A 20117-nucleotide genomic window follows, 5' to 3' on the forward strand; every position below is an offset into this window, starting at 1 on the left:
CCATGATTAGAATTGGCGTAGATTATTATCCCGAGCACTGGCCGCAAGCCTATTGGGAAAAGGATGCCGCCTTAATGAAAGAAAGCGGCGTTAATGTAGTCCGTCTGGCTGAATTTGCGTGGAGCCGGATGGAGCCGAGTGAAGGCCATTTTCAATTTGACTGGCTGGACGAAGCCATACAGGTATTTAAACGGTACGATATTCAAGTTGTCCTCGGGATTCCGACCATGACACCCCCTAACTGGCTTACCGAGAATTATCCGGATGTGCTTCCGGTCCTGGCCGGGCAGCATTTATCCAGTCCGGGTGTAAGAGGACACCGGTGCTATAACAGCCGTTCTATGAGAGCATTTTCGGTGCGCATTGCCAACAAGTTAGCCGGCCATTACGGGAATGAAGAAGCCGTCATTGGCTGGCAGACAGATAATGAATTCTCTTTACATATGTGTGCTTGTGACAGCTGTACAGAGGCGTTTCACAATTGGCTGAACAAAAAGTACGGTACGCTTGAGCGAGTTAATCAAGAGTGGGGAACGGCAGTGTGGAGCGGTGAATTCAGTGCATGGTCCCAAATAAGGCTGCCAAAAGAAACCTCACACCGATATTTCAATCCTTCCTTTCTGCTGGATTACCGCAGGTTTCAAAGTGAATCGGTTGCAGCTTTTCAGCAGCTGCTCATAGATGAGATCAGAGCCGCGAACCCGCATCAATTTATTACTCATAATGCCTGGGGGGCTCCGGTTCCCCTTGACCATGATCTTCTGTTCCGGAATCTGGACTTTGCTTCCTTTGATTATTATCCAAATACCAGCCCTGACAAAACGGAAACCAATCTGTACAGCGGCGCTTTGTCTCTGGACCGGACCAGAGGCTTTAAACGGCAAACCGGGGAAGCGGCTGGACAGCAATCCGGCGGCAATTTATTAGAAGCTGGCGGACAAGCGCAAACGGCCGGTCATCCGGGTTTCTGGATCATGGAGCAGCTTGCGGGTTCCCCGGGGAGCTGGATGCCGGTCTGGCGGACTCCGGTTCCCGGATTTATCCGGGCATTCGCCTGGCAGAGCATTGCCCGGGGCGCAGACGGCGTGGTCTTCTTCAGGTGGCGCAGCGGCGCGGCGGGAGCAGAGCAGTTCTGGCATGGATTGATGGATCACAGCGGTGTGCCGGGACGAAGGCTGAAGGAGTTTGCGGCTTTTGCAGGTGAAGCGAACCGTTTAAGTTCTGAGCTGTTTGGAAAAAAAGTACATCATCGCACTGCGATTCTTTATTCATTTGAGAGCCACACCGCGCTGGATCTTCAGCCGCAGGCGGAAGGGATGGATTACTATGAGAATCTCAAAACCATCCATAGAGCGCTGACCAAGCTGGGAATCGGAACAGACGTTGTCGATGAGAGCGCCGACATCAGTCAGTACGATCTCGTTATTGCACCTTCACTGTTTGTCCTTGATCAGCATCTTGCAGACAAGCTCCAAAGGTTCGCAGAAGACGGCGGCACCCTTGTTGTGACGAACCGGACAGGGGTCAAGGAACGGAATAACCAGTGCATCATGGCTCAGCTGCCAGGCAGACTTGCCGAGACTTTGGGCGTGGTAGTTGAAGAGTATGACGCACTCGGACATGAAACTGCCGGGATGGTCAGCGGTTTATCGGGGCAGTCTTACAGATGCATGCAGTGGAATGATCTGCTGAAGGTAACAACAGCAGAACCCGTGGCGTGGTATAGCAGCGAATTTTATAAAGGGATTCCCGCCGTTACGCGGAATAATATTGGAAGCGGAGCTGCCTATTATCTGGGAACGCAGCCTGAAGAAGCATACTACCGCGAGCTGTTCACCAGCCTGGCTGAGCAGCTGGATCTTTTTCATGTGCCGGATTTGCCGCTGGGGATGCAGATTTCTTTCCGCGGGGAAGGCCCGGAGAAGATGATGTTTGTCTTGAATTTATCTCGGGAGGCAGGCAAGCTGACCTTACCAGCCGGGTCGTTTGGACTGTTATCGGGCAGGGACCGAAGCGGTGAGAGTGAGTTTACACCGTATGAAGTGGATATTTTTCATTGCTAAGCTGAGGGTTATAAAGGCGTTTAGGCTAAACTGAAAAACAGCAGTCCTCCAGAACGGAGGGCTGCTGTTTCTATATTTTTCTGCTGATCCTTGCGAAGGGTTTATAGACTGCTTTCAACCTCTTGCAGCATTTCCGCAAGCGATTCCAGTCCACCGCCGGATAGATACCAGTAATTAGGGTCCAGATAAACAATGTGTCCCTCTTTATATGCATTGGTGTTCTTCACCAGATCATTCTCAATCACTTGTTTAGCCGGAGCCGCTTCACCTTCACCGGCAACCACCGCACTGCGGTCCACTACAAACAGATAATCCGGATTCTTCTCCATTACATATTCAAACGAAACGCTTTGCCCATGGGTTGAGGCTTCAATGTCTGCATCAGCCGGCTTAAAGCCGAATACATCATGAATGATGCCGAAACGGGAGCCGGCTCCAAAGGCGCTGATCTTGCCTTCATTAGCCAGCACAATCAAAGCGTTCTTGCCGGAAGCCGTAACTTGATCATGAAGGGCCTTGATTTTGCTGTCCAGTGCGGCCAATTCCTGCTCTGCTTCCTGCTCTTTGCCAAAAATGCGGCCCAGCGTTTCAACGTTTTCTTTAAACGAAGCCATATAGTTGGCAGTGTCCAGCTGCATATAAATGGTTGGAGCGATCTTATTTAATTCGTCATAGGAATCTTGAAGCCGGCCGGAAATGATGATCAGATCAGGATTAAGGGCATTCACCTTCTCAAAATCTGCTTCTTTCAGGCTGCCGACATTTTCATATTTCGAGTCCTCATATTTCTTCAGATAAGGAGGGACATTATCACGCGGAACCCCGGCCACTTCTACGCCTAATTTATCCAGCGTATCTAAAGCGCCGTAGTCGAAGACCACTACCTTCTGCGGATTCTTCTGAATGTGAGCTTCGCCAAGCTGGTGCTTAACGACAATCTCTTCCGTAGTTGCGGCAGACTCAGCCGGAGCAGCAGCAGCTGCAGCCTCCTGAGTTGAACCGTTGTTATTGCTCTTCTGCCCGGCAGTGTTCTTATTTTGGCCGCAAGCGGTCATGATCATCGTCAGAACGAGCACCATAGATAGAATAAACCAGCCTTTTTGTTTCACTTTGACTCACCTCTAAGATAAATGTATGGGTTGTATAAAAAATTTGAGCTCCGGCGGCTTTGGCGCCTTCCTTGTCCAGCCGGTTCAAATGGATAACCGAATTTAATCGAATAAATATTTAATAGGATAAATTAATGAATGATTATTGACCTTTATTCTGTCAGGAGAAGTAAACACAAATTTTCTGCCCGCCCACTGTTTCAACGGGAATCGTCATGTCATAAATCTCTTTGAGCACCCGGGTATCTATCATTTCTTCAGTTGTGCCTTGGCTTACTATGGCACCTTCTCTGAGGGCCACGATGTAATCGGAATAGCAGGAAGCAAAGTTAATGTCATGAATGACCAGGACAATCGTTTTCCCAAGGTCATCTACCATCCGGCGCAGCACTCTCATTATTTGGACAGAATGCTTCATGTCGAGATTATTAAGCGGTTCATCGAGAAAAATGTAGTCCGTATTCTGCGCAATTACCATGGCGATAAAGGCACGCTGGCGCTGGCCGCCGCTCAGGTGGTCCAGATATTTTCCTCTAAAGGGGCCAAGCTCCATATAGGTAATCGCTTCTTCAATGAACTTGCGGTCTTCAGCTTTCAGCCTGCCCTGTGAGTAAGGGAAGCGGCCATAAGCAACCAAGTCCTCAACCGTCAGCCTGATGCTGATCTGGTTGGTCTGCTTCAGCACGGACAGCTTCCTGGCAAGCTCCTTGGTATTCCATTGTGCCAAATTCTTGCCTTCAATGACCACTTCACCTTCATCTATAGCTGCCAGACGGCTCATCATGGAGAGCAGCGTGCTCTTGCCGGCGCCGTTAGGCCCGATAAAAGAGGTGATTTTTCCAAGTTTAATTTCAAGCGAGACGTCATTCACTACAGAAGTGTCTCCATACCTTTTCGTTACATTTCTGACGTTAATCACGATTTATTCTCCTTTAATAGTAGAAAGATAAAGTACACACCGCCTGCAAAGTTGATGATGACACTCACCGTCGTTGCAAAAGTAAACACTCTCTCAACAATGAGCTGCCCGCCAACCAAAGCAACAACACTGATCAAGATAGCTCCCCATATCAGCACCTTGTGGCGGTGGGTTCCGAACACTTGATGCGCCAGGTTCACTACAAGAAGACCCAAGAACATAATGGGGCCAACCAATGCCGTGGAAATGGATACGAGTGCCATCACAATAAGAAGCAGCCGTTTGACGACATAAGGGTAATCAATGCCCAAATTTACAGCATGGTCTCTTCCCAGAGCGAGGACATCGAGGTACTTGTTGAAACGCTGAGCATATAAAGTGACGATGGCAATGGCCGCTATAGCGATCATCAGCAAATCGGTATTCACATTGTTGAAGCTCGCAAACATTTTCCCTTGTAAGATGAGATATTCATTCGGATCAATCAGCACCTCCATAAAGGAGGACAGGCTTTGGAACAAGGTCCCCAGAATCAGGCCAACCAGCAGCAGGAAATAAATATTTCTGCCTTCCTTGCGGAACAGGAACTGATGCAGCAAGAACGCAAAGCCTGACATCAGGAGGATCGAAATGGCGAAGTTGAGATTCTTGTTCAGGAAGCTGAGATTTGTACTGCCAAAGGCAAATACCGCTGAGGTTTGAAACAGCATATACAGCGAATCCAGTCCCATAATGGAGGGGGTCAGAATCCGGTTGTTGGTTAAGGTTTGAAAAATAGCAGTCGAATAAGCAATGCATGTCCCTGTCAGTACGATCGCTATAATCTTCTTGCCGCGGCGCGGTAGGATGTAGTCCCAGCTGCCGCCTGACTGAATCACCATAAAGATGGCGATTAAGGATGTAGCTGCTGCAATAAGAACGATAAACTTCAAGGAGACAGCAGATATTTTCAGTTTCATGTTTGGTCAGCCTTTCTGCGCACCAGCAAATATAAGAAGAGAACGCTGCCGACGATTCCAACCGTCAAGCTGACCGGTAATTGATAAGGATAAATAATCAGCTGGCCCAGAATGTCGCAGCAGAGAACAAAGACGGCCCCAAGTACAGCGGTGTGGGGAAGGGTGCTCCGCAGATCGTCGCCCTTGTACAAGGTCACGAGATTGGGAACAACAAGTCCCAGGAACGGAATCGACCCTACCGTAATCAGAACAACCGCCGAAATGGACGATACCAGAATGAGCCCGATATTCACGACCTTCCGGTAGGACAAGCCCAAATTAGTGGCAAAATCTTCTCCCATACCGGCCACAGTGAACCGGTTCGCGTAGAGATAGGCGATCACCAGCAGCGGAAGGCTGATGTATAGCATCTCGTAACGGCCCTTCATCATTGTGGAGAAGTCGCCTTGCAGCCAGGAAGAGACGTTCTGCAGCAGGTCATTTTTATAGGCGAAGAAGGTAGTCACAGAGCTGATAATATTGCCTACCATCAATCCAAGCAGAGCTATGTATATCGGTTCCTTAAACTTCACATGTTCCAGAATCCTCATGAATAGAAGCGTTCCCCCCAAGGCAAAAGCGAAAGCAACCAGCATCTTTAGCAGCGGCGGGGCGGCGGGCATCCACATCAAGGTGACCAAAATTCCCAATCTAGCCGAATCCATCGTTCCTGCAGTAGTAGGAGAGACGAACCTATTCCTTGTCAGCTGCTGCATAATCAAGCCGATCACGCTCATGCTCATTCCCGCCAGCAGGATGCTGACCAGCTTTGGAATCCGGCTAACCGTCAGTACTTGAAGCTGAATAGCGGTCGGGTGCAGTAAATCCAGTGGCGACAAATCCGAGTTCCCAATAAACAGATAAATGGCGGAGAGAACCACCAGCAATCCCAGCATGTAAGAGAGTTTCATAATCTTTGGCTCCAGTTAGTTATGTATTAATGTGTGATAATGTGAAAAAGTATGTTATGATAATGATAATCGTTATCAATTAGAATTGATTATACTTCTTAAATTTTTAGAAAGTCAACACTTAAGGCTGGAAAAAGTTTGATCATATCTCAAGATACGGTGTAATTCTGCCTGGACTTTATGACGCATGCAGAGGAAAAATTAGCCGGAATACCGTGCTAGAATACCGATTTAAACAACTGTATATGGATACATGAATAGTCGCAGCGGAAAATTTTACTTACGAAGCCAAATCCTAGCCAAAGTCCTAAAGCAGCCGCCGCCGAATAACGATCAGGATTACAAGCGCTTTATGGACTGGCTGTTGGTCGAGGACATTTCCGGAACGAACTGCAGCTGCCATAAAGTTGTGTTGGCCAGCCGAGCTGGAGCCGCTGATCATCGCTGACTAGCACACGATTTGTGATCAATCATGGCATCATGGAAATTATGATTAACGCCGCAGCGATTGAGGAATGAATAGAAAAACAGAAGTAAGCGGACGCTCGGAAAACTAAACTGCGGTGATTATTTATACATGGAGATAATTAGTGGTGGATAAATATATGAGGAAGTTTCGGATGAATTTTTGGCCAGGATTAAGCTGGTTTAAATTAAACGTTAGTACTTTTTCACAAAACTCGTATTTTGTACATATGTTTATTGCATACAAATCAAGCAACCAAATAACCTCTTGCTTGATACGCATACCAAAGATTGCGCAAATCTAGCTCTCATCCAACTCCTTCGCAATTTGTTTTAATTTAAATATATCCTCTGATCTTGTAGTGTAAATTGGGAGAGACAATTCTCCATTTTTTCTCTTAAATAATCCAAATTTTTACATTCCCTTAGCAGCAAGATGTTTATTAGATAAAAGTGCTATTGACTCTTCTTCATTAAGTGATCTTGAATACCGGGCTAAAACACCCCATATTAAATTCCCCTTAGTCTTATCATCATCGTCGGAATCAACCCAGTTAGGCTCATTCTGTCATTCGCTTACACGGCTGAATCCTGTTACTGCGACCGGTCTATCTGCACCTTAAGATATAGTAAAAACCCCCACCGCCTAAAGCGCATAGGCTGACGTCTGTTGCACGCCCCCTGCTATTTAATACTATGTGTTAAGCCTGATATTAGCGGATAGGAGTGAGCAGCTTGAGAATTGACATCGGCTGCGGCAGCAGCAAAGAGGAAGGATTTTTTGGGGTTGACCGTGTCGGAGGACCGGGAGTCAATCTGATTTGTGATATTACAAAAGGGATTCCGCTTCCCGATGATACAGCTGAGTTTGTTATGGCCAGCCGGGTGCTGCCTTACGTGGACGACCTCTTTGCAGCTTTATCGGAAATTTACCGGATCTGTGTTCATAAGGCAGTCGTTTGTATCCTTGCCCCTTATGCGCACAGCTTTCGGCATATGTCCAATCCCTACCTGAAGCAGAAATTTGATGAATATACCCCCCGATATTTGACGCCGTATTTTTTCCAGCCGCTAAACAGCCCGCTTATTCCGGAAATCCCTGACTATGCTCCCCCCGCCCCCCCGTTTGATTTCCGGCTGCTTCGCATGGAGCTCTTTTATCAATACCCTTTCGATGACTCGTTATATGAGGTGGAAGAATTGGAAGTCCTAAAGACGCTGCAGGCCAATGTAGTTCATGAAATTATGTACCATCTCGTGGTCATCAAGAAGGAGATAAGCCAGGAGGAGCTTGAGGCGATGAGCCGGAGGTGCTATCAGGAGCCTAAGGGAGTACGGGGTTACCGCAGCAAAGACGCTTAAAGACGCTGTGCCTGACTCAAAAATTTAAGATGGACAAACAAAATCCCTCTGCGGCGGAATAAGCTAAATGTTGAGCACTGGCTCGCGGTATCCGGCCGGGATTCCTATTGCAAGGCTGTTTGTGAGCTGCCGTTGGAATCACGGCCCAGCAGCAGGGGGTGAATCTTATTCCATTAGTCGTTCGTGCCCAAGTAAATGCAACTGGCGCCATTACTTTTACGGGGAACACACTCGGGCTTAGCCGCTCCGATACTGCAGGTGTACCTGGCACTCAGGACAGCATTGGCGCTTTTTCCACTGTCAGCACTTCGTCTGTATTCGGCTCCTACCCGTCCGGCACAACCAGCGCTTACCAGAGCAACAGCTCCTCCGCTATCCTTACGCTCCCGTCAGGAAGTACAGTCGTTTATGCGGAGCTGATCTGGGGAGGTTCCTACATCAACGGCTCGGTTGACCTTAGCTCGGCTATCAACAAAACGGTGTCCCTTACCGTCCCTTCCGGAACGGTGTATACCGTAACTCCGGATACGGCCACAGCGAATACCGTCAACCTGGGCAGCGGCACCTTTGCATATGTCCGTTCTGCAGACGTTACCAGCATTGTTCGGTCGGGAGGAGCAGGCACTTACATAACTGGAGGCGTAGTCGGTACAATCGTTATTCCATCCGACCCTACAGGCAATCATGCCGGTTGGACGCTTGCCGTCATTTATTCGAATCCTTCCCTGCCGTTCCGCAACATGTCATTAAGGGCAGGAGCCATCCTGGTTCAATCCACTTCCGACCCGGTCAACACCACCATTACAGGGTTTGCTACCCCAACCTCAGGGCTGCTGAGCGGCAGGGCGCTGTTCAGTGCGCAGGAGGGAGACGCCAATCGTTCAGGGGACCAGGCCTTGTTTGGCCCAAATACCTCCTCGCTGGTCGCTTTATCGGGGCCTAACAATTTTGCCAACAACTTTTTTGCATCCCAGATCAATAATGATGCGGGGAGCCTCAACACCACAGGGACGTTCGGAACCCGAAACCAGACCAACGGCAGTCCGGGAAGCAATATTGTCGGGGGGCGACAGGGATGGGACATCACCAATGTGGACGTCTCTGCCCGCCTGCTTAATAATCAGAGCTCCGCTGTGCTGCAGCTGACTACTTCGGGTGACGCTTATGTAGTTAACGCTAATGCGATCCAAATCAATATCAATGCTCCAAACGTGGCTCTAACCAAAAGTGCAAATACTGCGGGCACCATTGTCGGTGACCTCATTACCTATACGGTCGTTCTAAGCAATACTGGCACGGCCTCGGCAAGCAGCGTCGTTCTTTCAGATGCGCTTCCGGCCGGTACGACTTTTGTAGCTGGCAGTGTGGTTGTTGCCGGCGTGACCAGGCCCTCTTATAACATCACGGCAGGCATACCGATCGGCACGCTGGTATTCGGGACCTCGGTAACCGTCACCTATCAAGCCAGAGTGACGTCGCTTCCTACCCCGCAGACCATTCCGAATCAGGCCAATGCGGCGTTCACCTTCCAGAGTGTTGCCGGCGGTTCCACGATCTCAGGGGTCATTCCTTCCAATACGGTTACGCTGCCCGTTTATTCGCCTGTCTTAGGAATGGTTAAGAGTGCAAGCACCGTCAATGCGACGGTTGGGGATACCGTCGTGTATACGGTACAAATCACCAATACCGGGAACATTGGCGCCGTCACTACGTTCACGGACAATATACCGGCTGGCAGCACCTATGTGCCTGGAAGCTTCACCGTGAACGGGACCCCAACTGCAGGAAATCCTGCTGCAGGAATTGCCATCGGTACGATTGCCGCCGGCGGTACAGCAACCGTGCAGTTCAGCGTGCTGATAGGCAGTCTTCCCAGCCCTCCTCAGCTCACCGACCAAGCGGCTGCCGCCTATACCTTTACTGTTCCCGATGGACGAACGGTGTCTGGCTCCGCATCGTCCAACACTCTGACGGTTCCGGTCAGCCTGCCTAATGTAGCGGTCGTAAAAAGTGCAAATCTATCTGACGCCGCGGTAGGCGAAACCTTGCAATATACTTCTGTAATTACCAATAGCGGAGGTTCAGCTATTACCAGTGTTGTGCTCTCCGACGCGGTTCCCGAGGGCAGTTCGTTTGTAGCCGGAAGTGCTGCGGTTGACGGGGCGGCAAGAACGTCCGCTAACCCTGCAACCGGAATTACGGTCGGATCGATCTCGCCCGGCCGAAGCGCTGCCGTTACCTTCCTTGTCACGGTTAATGCGGTGCCGGCTTCTTCCCAGCTCAGCAACAGCTCCTCCGTTTCCTATAATTCGGGAAGTTTCTCCGCCATCGTATTGTCCAACACAGTCAACACACCGGTCTATCAGCCGGTGATCAGTGTGGTCAAAAGTTCCTCCGTAACCAGCACGACGGTCGGCAGCAGCTTCTTGTATAATCTGACCGTCCGAAATACGGGGAACCTTGCCGCCTCTGTTACGCTGACGGATACCATTCCTGCCGGCACAGTCTTTGCGCCAGGTACGGTTACGGTAAATGGTGCCGTTCAGCCTGCTGCTTCGCCGGTTACCGGGATCGGACTGGGAAGTCTGCCTCCCGGAGGTTCTGCAGCGGTAGCTTTTCAGGTAAATGTCCAGTCGCTTCCTTCTCCTCCAGTACTAAATAATCAGGGAACCGCAGCGTACACTTATACCTTGCCAAGCGGCCGGAATCTTTCAGGCTCCGCGGTCTCTAACACGGTCAGTCTTCCTGTTTCCTCACCAAGCATTACGATCGTCAAAACCGCTAACCTGGCTTCTGCGGCGGTCGGCGAGAACCTGGCCTACACTTTAACCGTATCGAATCCCAGCAGCGCAGCGATCAGCGGTATTCTTGTATCCGATCCTGTCCCTGCCGGAGCTGCATTTATCCCTGGGAGTGTCCTTCTCAACGGAACTGCACTGCCAAACGCCAATCCGAATAATGGGATCAATATCGGAACGCTGGCTCCAGGAGCTTCATCCACGCTTATTTTTCAGGTGAATGTCTCCTCGCTGCCTAATGCTGCACTGTTTAACAACCGGGCGAGTGCGTCCTTTACCTCCGGCAGTTTTACAGGGTCTTCGATTTCCAATATTCTGACTACGCCGATTTTCACACCGGTCATCACGATGGTCAAAAGCGCCAATCTCCAGCAGCTAACCGTCGGAAACCTGCTGGCGTTCAATATCTTGATCAGCAATGCAGGCAATATTGCTTCCACGCTTGTTTTGACCGATACCCTGCCTCCGCAGGCGGTTTTCCAGGAAAACAGCGTGATTATCGGCGGTACACCGCTGCCGGCGTACAGTCCGCTGACCGGCATACCGGTAGGTCCGCTTTCGCCCGGCGAAAGCGTAAACGTCAGCTTTCTCGTTACAATAACCGGTCTCCCCCCGTCCCAGCAGCTCAGTAATACTGCGGCGGCGGCCTACAGCTTTACGCTGCCGGACGGCCGGAACAGGAGTGCAAATGCAGTCTCCAATACCTTAAACGTCCAGGTATCTGCCCCCAATGTAAGCACTGTAATGAGCGTTAACGCTCCCTCTGCCGTCACGGGCGATGTTTTGACTTTCACGACAGTAGTTACCAATAACAGCACTTCTGCAGTCAATAATGTTGTGCTAAGCGATCCGCTGCCCGCAAATACCGTTTTTGTTCCCGGAACCGTAATTGCAGGCGGCGTATCCCAGCCGTCAGCAGTTCCGTCTGCCGGCATTCCAGTCGGTACACTGGCCCCAGGAGCGTCGGTTACCGTTACATTTGAGGTGAATGTTACCATGCCAATCCCATCGGAGATTAACAACCAGTCACAAGTAAGCTTTACCTCCGGCGTCTTTTCGGGTTCCTCGGCATCAAACGTTACGACGACCCCCGTGACCCAGCCGCAGATTTCGATTGTCAAAAGCTCGACGGCAGATATAACCGGAACCATTACCGTAGGCGATACGGTCGTTTATAATGTTCTGGTCAGCAACACGGGCAATTTAGCAGCCAATGTAACGCTTACCGATCCTCTCATCCCGAATACCGCTTTTGTGCCGAACAGCGTAATCGTCAACGGAACACCCTTCCCCGGCGTAACTCCAGACGCGGGGATTAACATTGGCAGCGTGCCGCCGGGAACCGGTTCTTTCGTAAGCTTTTCCGTAGATGTCATATCCCTGCCTTCGCCTCAGCAAATTTCCAACCAGGTTTCAGCCGCTTATACTTATATACCGCCTGACGGACGGCTTCTGAATGGAACCGCCGTTTCCAATACGCTTACTCTGCCGGTCTCTGCACCGGATGTCTCGGCAGTTAAAAGCACCTCCTTTACGGCTGCTGCCATTGGCGACATTATTCCTTATACCCTCCAGATTACCAATGAGGGCGCTGATACAATTAATAACATTATTGTGAGCGATCCCGTGCCGGACGGAGCTTCTTTTGTTGAGGGCAGCGTTACCTTAAACGGCAGTCCGCTCCAGTCCGCAAATCCGGCGGTCGGATTCGCAATTGGCAGTCTCACCCCCGGAGCATCAGCGACGGTTGCGTTTCGATTTACCGTGAATGCTGTACCGTCTAATGCCTCACTCGACAATCAGGCGACCGTTACGTTTACCTCCGGTGTATTCGCTGGCTCCACCTTATCAAACGCCGTCGCGGTCCCTGTATTCCAGCCGAGCATCAACACCGTTAAATCTGCCAGCACAGCAAACGCCACAGTCGGAGACACGGTCAGCTATACCCTGAAAGTATCCAACAACGGCAACTACGGAGCAAATGTTACGGTTACGGACAACATTCCATCCGGTACCTCTTTTGTACCCAACAGCGTGCTGATCAACGGACGGCCCCTGCCCGCGGCGGATCCCACAGCGGGGATTCCCGCAGGGGTTGTGGCTGCCGGGACCACAACTGCTGTCACCTTCTCTGTGTTAATCGAATCCCTGCCTTCGCCTCAGTTTCTCAACAACCAGGCCGTGTCTGCCTTCAGCTTTACTCTGCCTGACGAACGTACACTCGCCGGCACTTCTTTATCCAACACGGTCAGCATCCCGGTTTCCGCCCCCAATGTATCGGTTGTTAAATCTACAATCAGAACGGCCACAACGATCGGGGACTCGATTGTATATTCCACCACGATAACCAATAACGGGATTGCGGCCATAAACAATGTCGTCTTCAATGACGCGCTGCCTTCCGAAATCTCCTTTGTTGCCGGCAGCGTTCTGGTAGACGGCACAGCGCGGCAGGGGGTTAACCCCGCAACCGGAATCACCATGGGCAGCATTGCGCCGGGAGCATCGGCCACGGTGGCTTTTACAGCAGCCGTCAACACACTTCCGCCATCCGGCCTGCTGAATAACCAGTCTTCGGCCAGCTTTACGTCCGGTGCACTTGCGGGTGCCGCCTTTTCCAATACCGTCACTACGCCTGTTTATTTGCCGACCCTTAACGCTAATAAAACCGCTAGCTTGCCGCGGGCTACCGTCGGGGACACCTTAACCTACACGATTGATATATCCAATACGGGTAACTACGGAGCTTCCGCTACTTTAACCGATACGACCCCGCCGGGTACAACACTGGTTCCGAACAGCGTCATTATCGGCGGGCTTCCTGCAGCCGGGGCAGATCCATCAGCCGGCGTGCCTTTGGGAACCATCGACCAGGGGGCCACGTTAACTGTATTATTTTCCGTAGTCATTAATACTCTTCCGGCCAGCCAGCTGCTCGCGAATCAAGCTTCTATCGCCACCGCCTATACGCTGCCTGACGGCCGGACCTTTAACCAGTCCATCGCATCCAACATTACGCAGACACCGGTTTCTTCGCCCAACGTTTCCATCGTGCTCAGTTCACCGCAAAGTGATGCGGTAGTAAGCGATACGGTTGCTTATACAATAACCGTTACAAATAGCGGGATCTCCGCTATCAATAATGCGATTCTAAGCGATCCGATTCCTGCAGGCTCAAGCTTTGTGCCGGGAACCGTATTCGTTGACGGCGCCCTGCGGCCCGGCGCAAATCCGGCCAACGGAATTGCTTTAGGTACGCTGGGGCCTGGCGCTTCGATTCCGGTTACCTTCAACACGGTGGTCAATACCCTGCCAAATCCGTCAGTACTGGCCAGCACGGCATCCGTAAGCTTTAATTCCGGGGCTTTATCCAGCGCGGCTTTCTCGAATACGCTGGTTATCCCTGTTTACCAGCCCATCTTGGCTATTGTTAAAAGTGCTAATACCGCAAATGCCACCGTCGGAGACACCCTTACCTATTCGCTAAGCGTGACCAATACCGGCAACTACCCGGCTGCCGCTACCGTATCGGATGCCGTTCCTGCAGGCGCCGTATTTGTGCCGAACAGCGTATTCGTCAATCAGGTTCCCGTTCCTGGAGCTGATCCGGCCTCCGGAATCGACATCGGGATCGTGCAGCCGGGGGATACCGTCCAGGTAACGATCTCGCTGCAGGTGACCGTTGTTTCTCTGCCAACGTCTCAGCAGTTGACCAACCAGGCGTCAGCCGCCTTTACTTTTACGCCGCCGGACGGCCGGACGCTGAGCGGGTCAGCACTGTCCAATACGCTGGTCATACCGGTATCCTCGCCAGATGTCTCCGTAGTCAAGAGCACTTCTTCCATAGACGCTGTTGTCGGAGACGTTATTACGTATACCATCGTTGTTACCAATAATGGTATTGCTGCGGTTGACAACGTAGTTTTGATAGACCCGATTCCAGCCGGCAGCCAGTTTGTTACTGGCAGTGTGAACGTAGACGGCAGAACACGGCCGGGTGCCAGTCCTTCCGCCGGCATCCCGATCGGGACACTTGCCGTAAGCGGATCTTCAACGGTTACCTTCCAGGTTGAGGTGGCAGCCGTATGAATGCCGATCCCCGCCGGATTCCTGTCGTGACGAATCAGTCTCGGGTGATCTACAGCTCGGCAGAGGGAACCAGTGGAGTCGCTTATTCCAATACGGTGAACACTCCTGTGACAGGCCCGGTCTTCTCATTGGAAAAAAACGCGGACAGCACCAGCGTTTCCCTCGGGGAGACGCTGGTGTACCGGATTGTTGTCCGGAATACCGGAAATGCCTCGGCTGCCGCGACTTTATATGATGCTCTGCCTGAGGGTTTAACCTTTATCCCTAACAGCGTTCTTAGGGACGGAGTTCCGCTTCCAGGCACTTCTCCTGTCTCCGGGATCCCCCTGGATACTTTGCAGCGAGAAACGAAAGTGGCGGTTCTATTCCAGGCGATGGTTGTATCCCTGCCCGAGAATTTGATCTTTGTGAACAGGGCAGAGCTGGTTTATCAATTTACAACACCTGAAGGACGCAGCATTTCAGGTGCTCTTTTATCCAACGAGGCAGCTGTAGACGTCCAGTCCCATCTGTTAGCTCTGCTGCTTAAAGTCAGCACGCCCGTATCTTTCCGGGGGGATATCCTTACGTATACCCTGCTTATGCAGAACGATGGGAATTACCCTTTAACCCAATTGACGGCGGTTATTCCTATCCCTCCGGGCAGTTCGTTTGTTCCCGGCAGCGTCATTGCAGACGGGGTTTATTATTATGATGCCGATCCCCTTGCCGGGGTCGAGCTGGGCGGTTTGGCAGCCGGCGCCGGCGCCGAGGTTTCCTTCCGGGTGCAGGTCGCAAACGTGACGGGGCAGAACGAACTGCTGAATACAGCTTCCGTTACCTATTATGTTGGTCATGTTGGTCAGGCTGGTCAGGCAGGCCTTCAACTGCTTTATGCGGAAAGCAATACCACTGTGGTCACCCTCATTCAGCCGCAGATTTCTCTTGAGAAAAATGTCAGCCTGCCCTCCGCCGTTCCGGGAGATCAGCTGCAATACCAGATTACCGTGAGAAATACGAGCCAGATCGCTGTAGACGCCGTGGTCCAGGACGCGCTTCCTTCAGGGACTCTGTTCGTATGGGACAGTGTACGGCTTAACAGCTCTCCCCTTTATGGGGCCAATCCTTCCACCGGAATTGCGGTCGGTACCCTGCTGGCGGGCCGAGCGGCTGTCGTTCAATTCCAGGCTGCCATACCTGAATCGACGGACGTCCATAAGACACCGATTCTTGCGAATCAGGCTTCCCTGCAGTACACCTACTTGATCCCTGACGGCCGGATCGTCAAGCAGAAGTCCCGCTCCAACCAGGCCGAAACAGCTCTCTTCTCTCCGGATATATCACTCACTTTAACGCCGGATACTGACGTAGTTGAACCAGGGGATTGCGTGAAGGTGGACGGGATCTTGATCAATTCAGGCAATATCGCCGCCGAAGTAACCTTGTTTGGGCTTGCCCCGAACGGAACCCACATCGATCCATCTTCTATTCGGGTTAACGGTACGCTTTTGCCTTCCGGAACTCCTGATACCGGTTATGCTTTGGGTATGGTTCAGCCGGGGGAAACCATGAACATACGCTATGTGGTCCGGATCAGCGGTCGTTTGCTGGCCCGGTCGATTCGGGCTTTCGGTGATGTGCGCTATTCGTTCTCGGTTGACGGCCGGATTTATTCCGGTCAGGTCCAATCCAATACGTACACGCTGTATTTAGAAGAGTTAAGTGAATAAACTCTTGATGGTAGAATCTAAAACCCCCGGAACAGTTATTGAGTGCACCCTTAGAATAGAGACATTGAATAGAATCTCTGGTGAATCCGATGAAAGTCTAGGGGTGCAATTTTATGCCCGCAAAAAAGGTCAAATAAAGGCCGCTTCAATGTGTATGAGTCAATGTGTATGAGTCAAACAAAAAATCCCACCTTAATGGAGTGGGATTCAGCTCTATTCAGTCTTTATATTCAATCTTTATTGGTATAGTTGTATTGTTATAGTGGATTACTTACCCCAATACTGCTCGGCAATACGTTGTCCTTGTTTAATTTTCGCCCATTGTTCCTCTTCTGTTAATTCATTGCCGCCATCACAGGATGCAAAGCCGCATTGGTGAGAGAGCAATAAGCGATCCTTATCAATAATTTTTGATGCCTCATCAAGCATTCTGACTACACGGGCTTCATCATCAAGCGTATTGGTTTTGGAGGACAACAGCCCAAGTACAATTTCTGTTTCCGGTTTATCTTTGAATACCGCAAGCGCTTCAAGCGAGCCTGCTCGCTCATCATCCCATTCAAGGAAAAAGCGGTCGTATTTAAGCTGCTTTAAGAATAGGTTAGCAATCTTAGCATAGGAGCCGCCGCCCATATTACGGGAATCATAGTTACCGCGGCAGTTGTGAGTCCACATCTTCAGGCCTAAATCATGACCAAAATCAATAATTGTATTGTTAATGTCAATAAACTCCGCTGCTAAAGCCTGCACTTCCTCTTGATTAATATTCTTGCCTGTATATGGAGAGTTCGGGTTATCATCTGCAAACAGCTCCCATAAGCAATCGTCAAATTGCAGAATTTTTCCACCCGCAGCAGCAAAATCCTCTACAAATTCCTTATAAGCTTTAACAAGGCCGGCTTTAAGCTCCTGTCTATCCTTATACACGGCTTCTTTGCCGCCAATGTTATCCGACCATGACAACTCACCAAAAATATGGGATGGAGAGGGTACGCACAGCTTCGTTTCACGGCCGCCGGCAAGGGATTGAAGCTTTTTGAATACCTCAATAAAATGATGGTTCTTTCCACTTAGTTCGCCGGTAATGCGCAAACCGATGTCTTTCCGTGTCTCATATTTTGAAGTTCCGTCTGTATCTCTGAAAAAATAGCCATGATCCGCAATATAGCGGCTAATACCTTGGAAACCCCAGACAAAGTCCAGATGCCACATCGATTTGGAATATTCTCCATCTGTAAGAACGGACAAGCCATTATTAATTTCTTGATCAACTACAGCCCGAATCGCATCAGATTCACACTGCTCGTACCCTTGGAAATCTTGGTAAAAGGGATAACGGATATCATCCCGGTGTTCAATTTCGTGCTTATATTCTAATAAATTTGATGGACGCAACAAGCTGCCTACAATTTGAAATCTATTGCACATAATTAGTCCTCCTCAATCCAGCACCTGTCATTTGTAATGGTTTGATTCTAGCATTAAGGAACCCATTATACCTAACACTTAAAAATAATATCCAGTCATAGCTAAAAGCTATAACTGAAATCTAAATTACCCCTATAGCATCTCATTTAATTGATCCCTCAACTTCATATACCTTTAAAAGAAACAAAACCCAACCGTCCAAAGGACTCATCCTTGGTCGGCCGGGCTTGATGCAACACCTTAACCTACTTAAATTTCTATACCATTTTAGTGCTAACCCAAACTGACATTTCACCGACTCCCCGATTGGCCCAAGCGAAATAAGGAATAAAGGAAAGCTTAATGCTTTCAGTCCTTTGAGAGGTACTAGGCCGGTACAAACCATCCCTCCACTGCTCTCCAGGCACCAATCGATAACCTGGAACAGAGATTAATTTCACGCCCCCTGGAATCCAGTTTGAAGCTTCACATTCATGACTGTCCACTCCGGACAGCCGCAATTGGTACAATCCTTTTCCGTTGTCGGCCTCCTCCAGACAATAGACGAATGGACCGCGCTGCAGTGCAGCCTTTCCAAAAGTTTGGCGGACGAGCGGATGACTTTCCATGGCCTTCACCGGCATGGCAAACCATACCTCTACCTGATCTCCTGCTTGCCAAATGCGCTCGAGTGTAATATAACCGTCTTCATCGCCAGCAGCGTATTCCTGCATCTCTCCGTTTACGGTAACTCTTGCCTGCTCGCACCAATCGGGCATGCGCAAAGCAAATGTAAATGATCCCGGAGATTCCGGATCAATGGTAAATTGTACACGCCCCTCCGAGGTATAGGACGAATCTTGGCGTACAGTTACCGGAATGCCGGCGAGCTCCGTTCGGATTGTTCCCCCAACGTACAGCTCAACGGATAATCGATCCTCTTCTTCAAAATAAATATACTCTCCTAATGAAGCCAGCAATCGGGCGACATTCGGCGGACAGCAGGCGCAGGTAAGCAGGTAAACCACCCTTGCCGCTCTGGCTTCACATGATCGTAATTCTTGTTCTTCCCGATGACATCCGGGTAAACCTCCAGCGGATTGACATAGAAGAATTTGGTGCCGTCCAGCGACATTCCACTAATCACAGTATTGTAGAGTGCCCGTTCTATAATATCCGCATATGTGCTGCTGCGGCGGAGTTTACGCATTCTCCGGGCAAAGAAGATCAAGCCAACCGAAGCGCAGGTCTCAGCATAAGCAAGATCTCCCGGTAAATCATAGTCAGCGGTAAAAGATTCGCCCTGCTCCATGGAGCCGATGCCGCCGGTGATGTACATCCGCCGATTCACAATGCTATTCCATAACCGGTCACAGGCGGCCAGCATTTCAATGTCACCGGTTTCGGCAGCGATATCTGCCATCGCCGTACACATATAGACGAGCCGGACTGCGTGGCCTTCCGCCTGGTGCTGCTCCCGCACTGGAAGATGCGATTGGTTGTACAGATGGTCATGAGCCATAGAGAGCTGCGGAAAGTGCACGGTCCGTCCGCGATTTTCCCACTCTTCTTCAAAGAAATGAGGCTTGGCACCACGCTGATCGAGGAAATAACGGCTGAGCTGCAAGTATTTTTCCTCGCCGGTGGCCTGAAACAATTTTACCAAAGCGAGTTCAATCTCCTGGTGGCCGTCATAACCATGAAGTTTGCCGGGTTCGGTCCCAAAAACCTTATCCATATAATCAGCAAAACGACAGACGGCATCCAGCAGTTTTCGTTTGCCGGTAGCACGGTAATAGGCAGTTGCCGCCTCAATCATATGTCCGGCGCAGTAGAGCTCATGACATTCTGCTAGATTAGTCCACTCGTGTCCAGGCTCTTTCAGTGTAAAATACGTATTTATATAGCCGTCTTCCCGCTGGGCTTTAACGACGATGTCGATTACACTGTCAGCCACTTCTTCCAGCTGCGGATCGGGCCGGGTCTCAAGCAGATAGGCGACCGCTTCCAGCCATTTGGCAACGTCGCTGTCCTGGAATACCATTCCATAGAACTCTCCTTGTTCTAACCCCCCTGCAATCCGGAAGTTGGCGATCGCATGACTCGGCTCAGCTCCTTCAACATTATCGTTAAGGGCTTCCCATTGATACGGAACCATTACCTCTCGCACCAGACGCACATATTCGGACCAGAACTCATCTTGAATGTGAATCATTTCATGGAACTCTCCTCTCTTTACTTGTTAGCAATTTTAATAATTTCACTTGATTGGAAAGCGCTTTACTAA

General features: G+C 50.3%; 11 protein-coding genes. 4 read left to right on the forward strand and 7 right to left on the reverse strand.

The window, feature by feature from the left end; translation table 11 throughout:
- The first annotated feature begins 2 nt into the window (after positions 1 to 2).
- A complete protein-coding gene (locus FCN15_RS03305; protein ID WP_238996489.1) occupies positions 3 to 2063 on the forward strand; it encodes a beta-galactosidase in 2061 nt (686 codons plus the stop codon).
- 101 nt (positions 2064 to 2164) lie between these two features.
- On the opposite strand, the gene FCN15_RS03310 is transcribed toward FCN15_RS03305, so the two are convergent.
- The 4 genes from FCN15_RS03310 to FCN15_RS03325 form a co-directional block, all read right to left on the reverse strand.
- Complete coding sequence (locus FCN15_RS03310; protein WP_138494002.1) at positions 2165 to 3142, reverse strand: siderophore ABC transporter substrate-binding protein; 978 nt, start codon at positions 3140 to 3142, stop codon at positions 2165 to 2167.
- Between the two features lie 190 nt (positions 3143 to 3332).
- Positions 3333 to 4091 (reverse strand): iron ABC transporter ATP-binding protein, encoded by a 759-nt coding sequence (locus tag FCN15_RS03315; protein WP_138493535.1) that lies wholly within the window; start codon positions 4089 to 4091, stop codon positions 3333 to 3335.
- Positions 4088 to 5050: an iron chelate uptake ABC transporter family permease subunit gene (locus tag FCN15_RS03320; RefSeq protein WP_138493536.1), complete on the reverse strand. Its 963-nt coding sequence runs from the start codon at positions 5048 to 5050 to the stop codon at positions 4088 to 4090. Before FCN15_RS03320 ends, FCN15_RS03315 begins: the two co-directional genes overlap by 4 nt.
- Positions 5047 to 6000, reverse strand: coding sequence for an ABC transporter permease (locus FCN15_RS03325; RefSeq protein WP_138493537.1), 954 nt, complete (start codon positions 5998 to 6000; stop codon positions 5047 to 5049). Before FCN15_RS03325 ends, FCN15_RS03320 begins: the two co-directional genes overlap by 4 nt.
- A gap of 1200 nt (positions 6001 to 7200) precedes the next feature.
- On the opposite strand from FCN15_RS03325, the gene FCN15_RS03330 reads away from it, so the two are divergent.
- From FCN15_RS03330 to FCN15_RS03340, 3 genes are all read left to right on the forward strand, one after another.
- Complete coding sequence (locus tag FCN15_RS03330) at positions 7201 to 7827, forward strand: methyltransferase domain-containing protein (protein ID WP_138493538.1); 627 nt, start codon at positions 7201 to 7203, stop codon at positions 7825 to 7827.
- Between the two features lie 158 nt (positions 7828 to 7985).
- Positions 7986 to 14714 (forward strand): DUF7507 domain-containing protein, encoded by a 6729-nt coding sequence (locus FCN15_RS03335; RefSeq protein ID WP_138493539.1) that lies wholly within the window; start codon positions 7986 to 7988, stop codon positions 14712 to 14714.
- Entirely contained in the window at positions 14711 to 16423 is a 1713-nt protein-coding gene (locus tag FCN15_RS03340; protein ID WP_138493540.1) for a DUF11 domain-containing protein, read from the forward strand. Before FCN15_RS03335 ends, FCN15_RS03340 begins: the two co-directional genes overlap by 4 nt.
- Before the next feature lie 267 nt (positions 16424 to 16690).
- Here FCN15_RS03340 and FCN15_RS03345 read toward each other — a convergent pair whose 3' ends face one another.
- From FCN15_RS03345 to FCN15_RS19645, 3 genes are all read right to left on the reverse strand, one after another.
- Positions 16691 to 17851: a cobalamin-independent methionine synthase II family protein gene (locus FCN15_RS03345; protein ID WP_138493541.1), complete on the reverse strand. Its 1161-nt coding sequence runs from the start codon at positions 17849 to 17851 to the stop codon at positions 16691 to 16693.
- A gap of 257 nt (positions 17852 to 18108) precedes the next feature.
- A complete protein-coding gene (locus FCN15_RS19640) occupies positions 18109 to 18810 on the reverse strand; it encodes a glycoside hydrolase family 127 protein (protein ID WP_338044358.1) in 702 nt (233 codons plus the stop codon).
- On the reverse strand, positions 18795 to 20045 hold the full coding sequence (locus FCN15_RS19645) for a glycoside hydrolase family 127 protein (protein WP_338044359.1): 1251 nt from the start codon (positions 20043 to 20045) through the stop codon (positions 18795 to 18797). The genes FCN15_RS19640 and FCN15_RS19645 overlap by 16 nt, the downstream gene beginning before the upstream one ends.
- Between the last annotated feature and the right edge of the window lie 72 nt (positions 20046 to 20117).

This window comes from Paenibacillus pinistramenti (genome assembly GCF_005869875.1).
In the GTDB taxonomy this organism is placed as follows: Bacteria; Bacillota; Bacilli; order Paenibacillales; family Paenibacillaceae; genus Fontibacillus; species Fontibacillus pinistramenti.

What these genes read in the sequence shown, in the direction of transcription:
- FCN15_RS03305 (WP_238996489.1), top strand. Translation starts at nt 3, where the DNA reads ATGATTAGAATTGGCGTAGATTATTATCCCGAGCACTGGCCGCAAGCC.
- FCN15_RS03310 (WP_138494002.1), bottom strand. Translation starts at nt 3,142, where the DNA reads ATGGTGCTCGTTCTGACGATGATCATGACCGCTTGCGGCCAAAATAAG.
- FCN15_RS03320 (WP_138493536.1), bottom strand. Translation starts at nt 5,050, where the DNA reads ATGAAACTGAAAATATCTGCTGTCTCCTTGAAGTTTATCGTTCTTATT.
- FCN15_RS03325 (WP_138493537.1), bottom strand. Translation starts at nt 6,000, where the DNA reads ATGAAACTCTCTTACATGCTGGGATTGCTGGTGGTTCTCTCCGCCATT.
- FCN15_RS03340 (WP_138493540.1), top strand. Translation starts at nt 14,711, where the DNA reads ATGAATGCCGATCCCCGCCGGATTCCTGTCGTGACGAATCAGTCTCGG.
- FCN15_RS03345 (WP_138493541.1), bottom strand. Translation starts at nt 17,851, where the DNA reads ATGTGCAATAGATTTCAAATTGTAGGCAGCTTGTTGCGTCCATCAAAT.
- FCN15_RS19645 (WP_338044359.1), bottom strand. Translation starts at nt 20,045, where the DNA reads ATGATTCACATTCAAGATGAGTTCTGGTCCGAATATGTGCGTCTGGTG.